This is a genomic window from Streptomyces sp. NPDC005808, from assembly GCF_042871385.1.
GTDB lineage: Bacteria > Actinomycetota > Actinomycetes > Streptomycetales > Streptomycetaceae > Streptomyces.
In genome coordinates, this window is the sequence record NZ_JBIAIK010000008.1 from 55,441 (window position 1) to 68,650 (window position 13,210).

A 13,210-nucleotide genomic window follows, 5' to 3' on the forward strand; every position below is an offset into this window, starting at 1 on the left:
ATCGACCGAAGGACCCCCTATGGCCTCCGACCGCTGGCAGCAGCACAACATCACTTTCGTCGACCGCGAGAGCGCCCGGCGCGTCATCACCGAACGCATCGGCCCAGCTCTGATCACGGCTCAGGCCGACGGGCAGCTCACCGGCTGGTGGTTCATGAACAAGCAGCCCTGGCCACTGCGTTACCTCGCCAAGGAGCCCTCACCGGTCATCGAGTCGCTGCTGAGCGATCTCGTCGGAGACGGCGTAGCCGTGTCGTGGCTGCCCTGCATCTACGAGCCCGAGACCGACACGTTCGGCGGCCCGAAGGCCATGGACGCCGCCCACGAACTGTTCCACCGGGACTCCCGCCACCTGCTCACCTACCGGCCCAGCCCGGATCACCTGGGACGCCGGGAGACCGCCGTCCTGCTCGCGAGCGCCATGATGCGCGGCGCCGGACTCGACTGGTTCGAACAGGGCGACGTATGGGCGAAGGTCGCCTCCCTCCGGCCGGCCACCACCCCTCCACCACCACCCGAACAAGCCGCCGAACTGGTCTCGGCCATGCGGAAGTTGATGACCGTCGATGCCCACGGTCTCTGCCGTCCGGACGGCCCGCTCCACACGCACGACGAATGGGTTACCGCCTTCGAACGGGCAGGAGCCACGCTCGCTCGCCTTGCCGGCCGCGGTGCCCTCACCCGCGGTCTGCGAGCCGTCATCACCCATCACGTGATCTTCCACGCCAACCGCGCCGGTCTCCTCCGGGACGACCAGAGCGCCCTGTCCAACATCGCACGAGAGGTAATCATGGGAACAAGTGACAACACCGCGTCGCCCGACGAGGCACCAGCCGACGCCGATAGCGTCAGCGCGGTGAACACCGACACGATCGCCACCCCCACGTCGGACGCCGAGCGCCTCCGCAACGCCCTGGTCGACCAGCTTCGCGCGGAAGGACACGCCCGCACGACCGCCGTCGAGACCGCGTTGCGCACTGTGCCCCGCCACGTGTTCGTGCCTGAAGCGTCACTCGAAGACGCCTACGCCAACGCACCGGTGCACATCAAGTACGACACCGACGGCACCTCCATCTCCTGTGCCTCCCAGCCGGGCGTCGTCGCCCTCATGCTGGACCAGCTCGACGCCCGGCCCGGCGAGCGCGTTCTCGAACTCGGCGCCGGCACCGGCTACAACGCCGCTCTGCTGGCCCACCTGGTCGGCGAGAACGGGCAGGTGACCACTCTGGACGTCGACGACGACCTCGTGGAGGGCGCCAGCGCACACCTCGCCGCCGCAGGGATCACCAACGTCGAGGCCGTGACCCGCGATGGAGCCCTCGGATATGCCGAAGGAGCGCCGTACGACCGGATCATCGCCACCGTGGGCGCGCACGGCGTGCCGCACTCCTGGCTGCAGCAACTCGCCCCCGGCGGACGGCTCCTCGTCCCCCAGCGCCTCAAGGGCAGCGTCTCCCGCTCCATCGCCTACGAGAAGCGCGACGGCCGATGGGTGTCCCTCGGCAGCGAGATGAACACCTTCATGCCGCTCCGGCGCGGCATCGCCGACGACGACCGCCGAGTTATCCCGCTCAACACGGACGGCACCGTCCGGCTCCAGGCTCCCGCCGGGCAGAACATCGACGCCGACACCCTCGCCGGTGTCCTGAATCAGCCGCGCACCGAGGAATGGACCGGCATGACGGTCCGCGCCATGGAGTCGCCGGAGTGGATGGAACTGTTCATCACCTGCGCCCTTCCCTCCGGCCTGATCCGGATGCTGTTCCCCCAGAGCGCCAAGGGCACCCTGCTCACCGAGGACCCCTACCCCTCCTCAACCGCAGCCGTCGACAAGGGCGCAGTCACCTACCTGGCACGGCGGTTGTCGGAGGAGAAGACCCCCGAGGGCGACAAGCTCTGGGAGTTCGGCGTCATCGGCCACGGTCCCGGCAGCGACGAGCTGGCCGCGAAGGTCGCCGACGCCATCCGCACATGGGACCGCGAATACCGCGATCGCGAGGCCACGTTCGAGATCCAGCCCCTCGACGCCCCCGTCATCGAGTACCGCCCCGGCCTCTTCGCTCTCGACACCCCGCTGAACCGCATCGTCGTCGATTGGCAGTGACGCCCCTTACGTAGCGGACGGTGCCCGCCGTCGTACGGCCGGCGGGCACCGTCGCCTCAGCAGTTCTCACTCACGCCCCGGGGGATCCATGGACCCGCACGGACCCGTAGCCCAGCGCTTCCCGCTCGTCGCCCGATTCCGGCCCGCCTGCCTGCCCCTACCCGGTCGCGTGCGCGCGCTTGTCGACCTGGCCGACACCGCGGTGAAGAAGACCGACCAAGGGCGCGCATCGGCCGTCTACAACCAGGCCGCGCTCATTGCCTCCGATCTCGACCTTCCCCACCTCGCACGCGAGATGTGCCACCAGCACGCCGCCGCCTACCTCCACGCCTGCCCCCTGCCCGGCATGAGCGCGATCCGCGGACTGGAACCGGTTGTCAACCTCGCCCGTCTCCGGATCCGCGCCGGCCGCGCCGATGAGGGACGTCAGCGACTGCTCGACCTGTATGAGGCCGTCGAGGCGGGCGCGGCTGCTCGGTTCGACGGTGTCGAGGTACCGGCGGACCTCACCGCGACCGACGAAGACCGCCACGAGGTCCGCGCGTGGCTGTGGCGCGTGCTCCTCGCCGACGGCACGCGCACGCTCACCACCGAGGGGCGCTGGGCCGAGGCCAAAGAACACATCGAAGCCCACCGCGGCGTAGGCAAACGGATGCTCGACGGGCGCCAAGTCGCCATACTCGCCGCCCTCGTTGCGGGTGACACGGCATTGGCCGCTGCTCTCCTCGCCGACACCATGCCCGGCGATCCATGGGAGCAAGCCGTCACGGCATGCCTGACCGTCCTGTGCCGCCGCGCCGCCGGACAGTCGATCGCCAGCCACCTGGCGGACCTGGTGACGACTTACTCCGAGAGGAAGGCCGAACCCGGGATGACCGTCTTCGACATCCGGCTCGGGCTTACCATCCTTGACGCGATCGGTTCCGCCGAGGCGCCCGGCGCGCGCCTCATGGTCGAGGGCCTCCACCGCAGGGCGACGGATGCCGAAGACGGCTACGCGACACGCGAGAACCTGGCGCACCCTCTGTTCGCCGCGCTCGCCACGGACCGGCAAGCACAGGAGTGCCGCGCTCTGGTGCGTGCCTGCGCCCTTGGGGCAGGGACCGTCCCCGATGAGCTGCGAGGACAACTGACGGCTGCGCTACGCGCCAGCGACACCGTGATCCGGGAGAGTCTCGCGCGCCCCTTCGAACCCAAACGTGCAACCCCTATGGCGAGAGTTTGATTGACGCAAGAACCTGGGAGCTCGTCGAGCAGCTGCCCAACAGTCCACTGCTGATTCCGTTACTGCTTGGCATAATGCGCGGATGGATCTAGGGGGAACAGCATCAATCGCCGCCGCTGCAGCTGTAGTTGGGGCAGGACTTGGCGCCTTCGGGGTCGTACGCGCGGCCAAGAACACAGGGAACTCCCAGCGCCGCTCACAGCACGAGCACTGGCGGCGGCAAGCTCGCGCCGATGCTTACGCCCAGTTCGTAAACGCAACGGAGGAACTTGCGCCAGCGGTATCGGCCCTAGCCCGGACGGGAGACTCGGCACCGGCAGACCTGCCAGAGCGAGCCGCCGAGGCGCGACGACTCATGTCGGCACTCTCGAAGGCCGAGAGCGCCGTGGCGTTGGCGGGTCCTGTCTTTGTTGCCGCAGAAGCCAAGTCCGTAACACGGGGCTACGGGCTTATCCTGCGCAGCACCCTCGTGGCACAAGGGCTGGAGCCCGCCAGACAAGGCAACCCGCCACCGTTCAGACCTGACCGTTGGCCGAGCTTGAGCCACTTCCGCGAGCTGGCACGGTCCGCTCTGGATGATCCAGATGGCGCCCTGGAGCAGCAGCGGTAGGAACCTCCCTAAAGGGGCTGTCCCGTAAATGGCCGTGTCCTGTCAGTGAGGCTGAGCTTGGCGTTTAACCTCGCAAGTCACCCGACTTGCGAGGTTAAACACCAAGCTCAGCCGACGTTGTCGAGAGCGAGTGCGTGCTGAGCGGGAAAGCACCGGATGAGCGCCGAGGCCGGGCAGTTCTTCCGCTGGCGCTTCCTCGCGCCGGGGATGCGGCTCCCGGTTCGACACTGGTCAGCACAGTATTCGATCATGCGTTCGCGTCCCTGAGAGTGACCCTTACCCGAGTCAATGCAGACCTGTTCTCCACCGTCGAAGGGTCAAGGTGCAGCACGAGCGACGCGGTGACGGAGACCTCTCTGCCATCAGGGAAGACGACGGTGGCTGGCCCGACATAACGAGGGCGGCCGTCGCCGGGATGGAAGGGGAGTCATGACGTCATGGCGCGAGGGTACGTGGGCCGCGGGGGACTATTTCGGGATGACGTCCTCCCGCCAACCCTGTTCCTCGGCACCGCTCTCGCCGAGCAAGCCGCCGCCACGGGCACATCCGCTCACGCACGGCCCCGAAAACGAAGCAGCGCCCGACCCGACCGAAGTCGACTCAGGCGCTGCACCGCAGGTCAGAGAGGTTAACCCCTGCCTACAGCCTGTAGACCCTGTGGGACTCGAACCCACAACCAATGGATTAAAAGTCCACTGCTCTGCCAATTGAGCTAAGGGTCCACGCACCGGTCCGCGGTGATCCCGTCGGGATCCCGTGGCGATGCATCCCCGAGCATAGCGGGACGTGGCCGGGACTCCGATCGGGTATCGGGCCCGGCCGCGCCGAAAGCGCACGCGGCTGGGGATCAACAGGTCACAAGGTTACGGATCGACCGGTTCGGCCGGGCCCTTGCGGGCCGCTTCGCGGGCGAGGGTGCGTTCGTGGTCGGGGTTGAGGAACCAGTGGCGGGCCGAGGCCAGCCACCAGGTGGTGGCGAAGCCGAGGACGACGAGGACGGCGACCGGGGCGTAGTTGAAGGTCTCCCAGGTGACCGGGGAGACCTGGGGGAGCATGAAGAGGATCGTGATGGCGGCGACCCAGAGGACCGAGACGATGCCGATCGGGCGGGACCAGCGGCCCAGGTGCCAGGGCCCGCGCTCGAAGGCCTCACCCTTGCGGATCCGCAGCAGGGTCGGGATGACGTACGCGATGTAGAGGCCGATGACGGCGATGGAGGTCACCGCCGCGTACGCCGTGACGTTGATCAGGTACGGCAGGCCCAGGACCAGGGCGCCCAGTGCGGCCAGCCAGACCGCCGCGACCGGCGTCCGCGTGCGCGGGTTCACGGTGTGCCAGAGGTGCGAGAACGGCAGCGCGCCGTCGCGTGAAAAGGCGTAGATCATGCGGGAGTTGGCCGTGACGGACGCCATGCCGCAGAAGAGCTGCGCGCCGATCACCACGAGCAGCAGCAGTTTGCCGGTCGTCGCGCCCAGCGCGTCGAGCAGGATCTGGGCCGGCGGCACGCCCGTCGGCGACCCGAGGGCGCCGTCGTACGACTGGATCGCGAAGGTGAAGCCGAGGAGGAGGACGAAGCCCGCTATCCACGACGTCCAGATCGAGCGGACGATGCCCTTGGGGCCGGCCGTCGACGCGTCGTGCGTCTCCTCCGTCATGTGGGCAGAGGCGTCGTAGCCGGTGAAGGTGTACTGCGCCATCAGCAGGCCGAGGGCGACGACGTACACACCGCTGCCCCAGCCCGTGTTGTTCACGAACTCCGTGAACACGAAGGAGGCGGACTGGTGTTCGTCCGGTACGAAGGTCAGGGCGCCGACGATGACCAGCACGCCCAGCACGTGCCACCACACGCTGATGTTGTTGAGGAGGCCGACGATGCGGACTCCGAAGGTGTTCAACAGCCCGTGCAGGACCAGGATCCCGGCGAACAGCAGCACCGTGCGGCCCGGTGTGACCTCGAAGTCGAACTGCAGGTTCAGATAGGCGCCCAGGAAGGACGCCGCGCCGAAGTCGATGCCGGCGGTCACCGCGACCTGGCCCAGGACGTTGAACCAGCCAGTGAACCAGGCCCAGGCTGCGGCCGTACGGGGCGGGGCCAGGCGGTGGGCCCAGAAGTACAGGCCCGCGGATGTCGGGTACGCCGAACAGATCTCGGCCATCGCGAGGCCGACGAACAGTGTCATCAGGCCGACGGCGACCCAGCCCCAGGTGATCACGGCGGGGCCGCCGGTGTTCATGCCGAACAGATACAGCGTCAGGCAGCCCGACAGGACCGAGATGATCGTGAAGGAGACCGCGTAGTTGGAGAACGCCGACATACGGCGGGCGAGAACCTGCGTGTAGCCGAGCTGGGCGAGCCGTTCTTCGTCCGACAGCCCACCGGCTCTCGCGTCAGGCGTGGAGTTTGTCATGCCCCCAGCGATTCCCCCGCAGGGGGCATGACATGCGTCACACCGTGGCCGAAAACTGCGCCTAGAAGATCCCCTTGTAGCCCTGCCAGCCGGTGGCGATCTTCACCCGCGCGGCGAACGAGCCCTTACCGGTGCCGTTCTGGCGGTACAGATTGCCCGCCGTGTCGCGTGCGACGAGGTCGGCCCTGCCGTCGCCGGTGATGTCGCCGACGCCGACGACCACGTTGTAGGTGGCGCCCCAGTTGGCGGCGACCTTCACGCGGGCCGCGAAGGTGCCGTTGCCCTTGCCGTAGTAGCGGTAGAGGTTGTTGGCCTTGTCCTGGGCAAGCAGGTCGCCGATGCCGTCGCCGTTCAGGTCACCGGCGCCCACGACCTTCTTGTACGTCTTCCAGTTGGCGTAGAGCTTCACGCGCGCCGACAGCTTGCCGGTGCTGGTGCCCTTGTAGAGGTAGACCGTCCCGGTCGCCGTGTTGCGCGCGATCAGGTCGGGCCGGCCGTCGCCGCTGATGTCGCCGGGCGTGGTGAGGACGTCGTACTGGTTCCAGCCGCTGGTGCCGAGTGACGTGTACGCCGTCGACGGCTCCAGCGTGCCGTAGCAGTTCGGCTTGTAGGCGCGCAGCGCCCCGCTGTTGAGGCGGACCAGCATGTCGTTGCAGCGGTCGCCGCTCAGGTCGCCGAAGGGCAGCACCTTGTTGGCCGTCGCCCAGCCGGTACTGCTGCCGACCTTTGTGGAGAACGTGCCCTTGCCCAATCCCTGCCGGAAGGCCAGCGTGCCCGAGGTGCTGAGGGTGAGCAGGTCGCCGAGCGCGTCGCCGCCGCCGATGCAGTCGTGCCGGGCCGGCGCGGCGCCGAACAGCTGAACCGTGCCGCTCGCCGTCACCGGGGCGCCGACCCCGTCGGCCGGAGTGACGGACAGCGTCCAGTCGTAGGCCCCGTTCGTCAGGAACGCCCCCTTGGCGTCCGTCCCGAACCAGCCCACCTTCACCTGGCCGCGTGTCTCACCGCCGGTCCGCGTGTCCACGACCTTGCCGGTGGTCCGGCGCTGCCGAAGCCGGCGTACAAGAGTGGCCATCGACCCGCAGACCGGCCAGGTCTGGGACAGCGTTTTCCCAGGCAGCCGCACGACAGAGCGCCGTGGCCCGCCCGGAACGGGGGACCACGGCGCTCTGCCTAGGTGCTCAGGTGCTCAGGTGCTTACTGCCCTGCGTCAGCCGTTGCGCTTCCAGCGCGGCTTGTCGTCGCGGCGGCCGAAGGAACCGGTGGCGGTACCGGTGCCGGTGCCGCCGCGGTGGTCGTCACGGCGGCCGGTCGGGCGGTCGTGGCCGCCGGAGCGGAAGCCACCGGTGGGACGGTCGCCCTGACGGTCGCGGTTGAAGGGACGGTCGCTGCCACGGTGGGTGGACGGACGCTCGTCACGACGGTCGCGGTTGAAGCCGCCCGAGCCGCCGGCGCCGGTCGACCCACCCGACGGGCGGTCGTCGCGGCGGAAGCCGCCGGAGTTGCCCGAGGGACGCTCGTCACGACGGTCGCCGTTGAAGCCGCCCGAGGGACGGTCGTCGCGGCGGAAGCCACCGGAGTTGCCGGAGGGGCGGTCGTCACGACGGTCGCGGTTGAAGCCGCCCGAGTTGCCCGAAGGACGCTCGTCACGGCGCTCGAAGGAACGGCCGCCACGGTCGTCACGACGGTCGCGGTTGAAGCCGCCGGAGCTGCCCGAGCCACCGGACGGGCGGTCGTCGCGGCGGAAGCCGCCGGAGGGACGGTCACCGCCACGGTCGTCACGACGGAAACCGCCCGAGTTGCCGGAGGGACGGTCGTCACGGCGGAAGCCACCACGGTCACCGCCACGGTCGCCGCCGCGGTCACGGTTGAAGCCGCCCGAGTTGCCCGAAGGACGCTCGCGGCGCTCGTAGTTGCCACGGTCGTCACGGCGCGGACGCTCCTCGCGCACCGGTGCCGCGGCGACTGCCGCCTGCTCCGCCACGGCGGCCTCGGCAGCGGCTGCCTCCACGACGAGGGCGGCCTCGGCCAGCGCGGCCTCCGGGTCCTCGCCACGCTCGCGCGCGGCACGGGCGACCAGGCGGTCGGCCTCGCCACGCAGCTCGGCGGCACGACGCTGCGCGCGCTCCAGCTCCTTCGTGAGGTGCGTGACCTCACGCTCGGCCTGCTGAGCCGCGTTGCCCGCGGACTCTGCCTGGACCTCGGTCATCGAGCGGGCGCCGGTGATCTCGGCGACCTCGGGCTCGAAGGCCGTACCGGTGTTGATGATGTGACGCGTGGCGTCGACGCCCGCGTCCTCCATCAGCCGGAAGATCTGGCGCCGCTGGTGCGGCAGCGACAGGGATACGACGGTGCCGCTGCGGCCCGCGCGGGCGGTACGGCCGGAGCGGTGCAGGTAGTCCTTGTGGTCGCCGGCCGGGTCCACGTTCAGGACCAGGTCGATGCCGTCGACGTGGATACCGCGGGCGGCGACGTCGGTCGCGACGAGCGCGTTGACGTAGCCCTTCTTGAAGTCCTCGAGCACGCGGGTACGCGCGCCCTGCGTCATACCGCCGTGCAGCGCGTCGGCCTTCACGCCGGACTCGCAGAGCTGCTCGGCGATGCGGTCGGCGCCCAGCTGGGTGCGGACGAAGATGATCGTGCGGCCCTTGCGGGAGGCGATCGCCGAGGTGACCGGCGCCTTGTCCTTGGGCTTCACGATGAGGATGTGGTGCGACATGGTCGTGACGTTGCCCTGGGCGCTGTCGACCTCGTGCGTGACCGGGTTGCTCAGGTAGCGCTTGACCAGCGTGGAGATCTCGTTCTCCATGGTGGCCGAGAACAGCATGCGCTGGCCGCCGCCCGGGATCTGGTCGAGCAGCTCGGTGACCTCGGGCAGGAAGCCCAGGTCGGACATCTGGTCGGCCTCGTCGAGCACGGCGACCTGGACGTTCTCCAGCGAGCAGGCGCCGCGGTTGATGAGGTCGCGCAGTCGGCCCGGGGTGGCGACGAGGACGTCGACGCCGCGCTCCAGGGCGTACATCTGGTTGCTCATGGACGTACCGCCGCAGACGACCTTCATCTTCAGGCCGAGTACGTCGCCGTACGGCTGAAGCGCGTCCGCGACCTGCATCGCGAGCTCACGCGTCGGCGTGAGGATGATGCCGCGGGGCTTCTTCTTGTCGGTGTGGCCGCCGGCCAGCGAGGCCAGCAGCGGCAGACCGAACGAGAGGGTCTTGCCGGAGCCGGTGCGGCCGCGGCCGAGGATGTCCTTGCCGGCCAGGGCGTCCGGGATGGTCGCGGCCTGGATCGGGAAGGGGGCGGTCACGCCGTTCTGCGCGAGCTTGCGGACGATTCCGTCGGGGAGGCCGAGGGAGCCGAAGGTGATCTCCGGGGTCTCGGACGCGGCCTTGGACGACTCAGCGTTCGCGGAGATCTCGGACGACTCACCGGTCTCAGCGGTCTCGGAGGTCTCGGACGCTTCGGGAGCGGACTCGACGGTCGTGTCGACGGACGTCTCGACCGTGTCGACGATCCGGGTGCTCTCGGCGGTGACGGTGTCGTTCTCGTTGTTCTCGGGCACGACGACGTGATCAGTACTGGAAACAGACATGCGAAATGCGAACCTTCCGGAGTTCTACGGCACGCGCCCAAACTCCGTGAAGTCGCAATCGACCGCCTCTATGCGGTCCGGCCACGGCAAGGGAGAGTACGCGCCACGCGGCGCTCTCTTCATCGGCGCCAGGCAATTGGTATCAAACGATCTACTACCATACGCACCACTGCCCCCTGAAGGCAAACCGCCCACATAAGCGCAGGTCAGCGGGATCCTGTAGTCCTGCCTGAGGGGTCTACACCGGCTCCCCCGCCCGCGGCGCAGGCTCCCGCTCCATCAATTGCGTGACCTGCTCGTGCGCCGAGGACGACGGCTCCGCCGTGCTCGGCTCGACCACCGGCGGCGACGAAACCGGGGGCGGGGGCGGCTCGGGCGTCGGCTCCGCCGTGGTACGCGTGGGACTCGGCTCCCCCTTGGTCGGCGCGGGCTCCACAGGCCTGCCCGGCCCGTCCTTCCCCGTGGGCTTCGGCGACGGCTTCGCGCCCGCGGACGGAGACACGGACGGAGACGCCGACGCGGACGCGGACTCACCGGGCTTCGGCGAACCACCGTCCCCCTTCGCCCCCTTCGCCCCATGGAACCCGGCGCCGCCCCCGCTCGCCGCGGTGCCCCCGTCGGGCGCCTCCCCGCCCTGCTGCCCCGCCGACTGCGAGGGCGCGGGCCGGTCCGCGTCGTCACCCACGCTCATACAGCCGGCTGCCGCGGCGACGGCCATGACCGTGGCGGCCAGACGGACGGGTACGTACAGGGCGCGCACGGGCAGCCACCTCCGATTGGGGTCTCCCCTCTTCGAACGAAGCCGAGAACTCGGGTAGTGCTTCGGGGAGTCACCCTGCCCAACTCCCGCCGCACACAAGAAGACACGCGCGGTCTACGAACGGTCTGGCGTGACATGTCTGCGCCGGATGCCTGCGAACGGCTCCGCGTGTCCCCGCCCCACGTGTGCGCACGGCTCAGCGTGTCCCCACCCCACGTGTGCGCACGGCTCAGCGTGTCCCCACCCCATGTGCGCGCACGGCTCAGCGTGTCCCCGCCACGGGCGAGCCGGGCGGGCCGTACCTGACAATGGCCTTGTGCTGGAGATGACGCGCGAAACCTTCGAAGAGCTCGTGAGCCAGGCCCTCGACCAGATCCCGCCCGAACTGACCCGGGTGATGGACAACGTCGCCGTGTTCGTCGAGGACGAGCCTCCGGCCGACGATCCCGAACTGCTGGGCCTCTACGAGGGCACCCCGCTCACGGACCGGGGCGAGTGGTACGCGGGCGTGCTCCCCGACCGCATCTCGATCTACATGGGTCCCACGCTGCGGATGTGCGAGACCCCCGACGAGGTCGTGCACGAGGTCGCCGTGACCGTCATCCACGAGATCGCCCACCATTTCGGCATCGACGACGAACGGCTCCACGAGCTGGGCTGGGGCTGAGCCCGGGGCCGGTGCCGACAGCTGCCGGCACCGGTAGGAGCGCCTCGCTCCTCCTCGTACAAGAGTCCGGACCGCCTCCGCATACCCACCCCCACACTTGGGCATACGCGACCAATGGCCCGCGTCCCCGCTGCCGTGACCACCGCCCTGCACCGCATACGAGAACAACGAAAGAAACGAAAGACACGAGGGACACCAGGGACAGGAACGAACCGCATGCGCGCTCCCCGGACGGCACCCCGCGTCCTCGCCCTCACCCGCCGCTACCGCGCCCGCCGCCCCCACCCGGCCACCGAACTCGTCCACCAGCCCCACCCGTACGCCCGGGTCCTGGGCCTGATGACCGTCGTACTGCTCGGCGCCTGGCTGGGGCTGCTGATCGTGGGGAACGTACGCGTGCCGGTCGGCCCGATGGACACCACCATGACGCTGCGGCCCTCCCTGGACGGCGGGACGAAGATCAACGTCGCCCCGCTGGGCGCCCTGGAACTGCGCAGCCACCAAGCCCCGCTGCGGCTCGACGTGGACGTGGACCGGCTCGACCCGGTGCGCTCGCAGGCGCTGGTGGATCACCCGGAGCGGATCTCCGGGCTCCAGGACGAGGTGGCGCGGGATGTGGGGCACGGCACGCTCGATCTGGCCGTACGGTCCTGCGTGGCCGTCGTATCGGGGGCCACGGCGCTCGGCCTCGCGGTCTACCGCCGGCCGCGGCGCGCCCTCGCGGCGGGCGGCCTCGCCCTCACCCTGCTAGCCGCCTGCGGAGGGACGGCCTTCGCCACCTGGAACCCCGACTCGGTCCTGGAGCCGAAGTTCTCCGGGCTGCTCTCCTCCGCACCCTCCCTCGTCGGCAACGCCCGCAGCATCGTCAGCGAATTCGACGTCTACCAGAAGGAGTTGGCGCGCCTGGTGACGAACGTGACGAAGCTGTACGACGTCACCTCCACGCTCCCCGGCTACGAACCGGACCCGACCACCATCCGGGTTCTGCACGTCTCCGACATCCATCTCAACCCGGCGAGCTGGAAGATCATCGCGTCGCTCGTGGAGCAGTACGACATCAACGTGATCGTCGACTCCGGCGACACGATGGATCACGGTACGGCGGCCGAGAACGGCTTCCTGGACCCGATCGCGGAACTGGGTGCGCCGTACGTGTGGGTACGGGGCAACCACGACTCGCTCGTCACCCAGCGCTATCTGGAAAAGATCAAGAACGTGCGCGTCCTGGACAAGGGCCGGGCGGTCACGGTCGGGGGCCTGCGTTTCGCGGGCATCGGAGACCCGTCGTTCACCCCTGACCGGTCGGTCGACCCGGGAGGCGCTCAGGCGCAGCAACTGGCGGGCGCACAGCTGGCCTCGGTGCTGCGCGACCAGCGGGTGGCGGGCACGCCCGTCGACATCGCCATCGCTCATGAACCGGACGCCGCCCGCCAGACGGACGGCGAGGTCCCGCTGGTCCTGGCAGGCCATCTGCACCACCAGGAGATGGAGGTCATGAAGGGCGGAACGCGGCTGCGTATCGAAGGGTCGACGGGCGGCAGCGGCCTGCGCGCCCTGGAGGGCAAGTACCCCGACCCCATCGAGGCCTCCGTCCTCTACCTCGACCAGGACACCCGCCGGCTCCAGGCCTGGGACGAGATCAGGCTCGGCGGGCTGGGCCTGACCACGGCGGAGGTCAGCCGCCACCTTCCCGAGGAGAACAGGCCCGGCGCGGCGCCCCAGTCCCCCACGCCGTCGGAGGAAGGATCGACCCCGGCTCGGTCCGGCGAAGGCTCGACACCCTCCCCCTCGACGCCGTCCCCCTCGACACCCTCGACCCCCACCCCCTCGGGGAGCACCCCCTGAAA

The 13,210-nt window shown here is 69.5% G+C and carries 8 protein-coding genes and 1 tRNA gene; 4 read left to right on the top strand and 5 right to left on the bottom strand.

Annotation, left to right across the window (positions count from 1 at the left end):
* Positions 1-19: 19 nt before the first annotated feature.
* Together fxlM and ACFYPC_RS19190 are read left to right on the top strand one after the other, a co-directional pair.
* A complete protein-coding gene (gene fxlM / locus ACFYPC_RS19185; protein ID WP_388677414.1) occupies positions 20-2,104 on the top strand; it encodes a methyltransferase, FxLD system in 2,085 nt (694 codons plus the stop codon).
* A gap of 88 nt (positions 2,105-2,192) precedes the next feature.
* Positions 2,193-3,329, top strand: coding sequence for a hypothetical protein (locus ACFYPC_RS19190; protein ID WP_388677416.1), 1,137 nt, complete (start codon positions 2,193-2,195; stop codon positions 3,327-3,329).
* A 1,259-nt stretch (positions 3,330-4,588) separates the two neighbouring features.
* Here ACFYPC_RS19190 and ACFYPC_RS19195 read toward each other — a convergent pair.
* From ACFYPC_RS19195 to ACFYPC_RS19215, 5 genes are all read right to left on the bottom strand, one after another.
* Positions 4,589-4,661 (bottom strand) — tRNA-Lys (locus ACFYPC_RS19195).
* A gap of 141 nt (positions 4,662-4,802) precedes the next feature.
* Positions 4,803-6,347, bottom strand: a complete 1,545-nt coding sequence (locus ACFYPC_RS19200) for an amino acid permease (protein ID WP_388677418.1) — start codon at positions 6,345-6,347, stop codon at positions 4,803-4,805.
* 61 nt (positions 6,348-6,408) lie between these two features.
* On the bottom strand, positions 6,409-7,419 hold the full coding sequence (locus ACFYPC_RS19205; protein WP_388677421.1) for an FG-GAP repeat domain-containing protein: 1,011 nt from the start codon (positions 7,417-7,419) through the stop codon (positions 6,409-6,411).
* Between the two features lie 135 nt (positions 7,420-7,554).
* Complete coding sequence (locus ACFYPC_RS19210; RefSeq protein WP_388677424.1) at positions 7,555-9,936, bottom strand: DEAD/DEAH box helicase; 2,382 nt, start codon at positions 9,934-9,936, stop codon at positions 7,555-7,557.
* A gap of 238 nt (positions 9,937-10,174) precedes the next feature.
* Positions 10,175-10,696, bottom strand: coding sequence for a hypothetical protein (locus tag ACFYPC_RS19215; protein WP_388677427.1), 522 nt, complete (start codon positions 10,694-10,696; stop codon positions 10,175-10,177).
* A gap of 316 nt (positions 10,697-11,012) precedes the next feature.
* On the opposite strand from ACFYPC_RS19215, the gene ACFYPC_RS19220 reads away from it, so the two are divergent.
* Entirely contained in the window at positions 11,013-11,363 is a 351-nt protein-coding gene (locus ACFYPC_RS19220) for a metallopeptidase family protein (protein ID WP_388677429.1), read from the top strand.
* A gap of 114 nt (positions 11,364-11,477) precedes the next feature.
* The gene (locus ACFYPC_RS19225; protein WP_388677432.1) at positions 11,478-13,208 is read left to right on the top strand and encodes a metallophosphoesterase; all 1,731 of its coding nucleotides are present in this window, start codon (positions 11,478-11,480) and stop codon (positions 13,206-13,208) included.
* Positions 13,209-13,210: the final 2 nt, after the last annotated feature.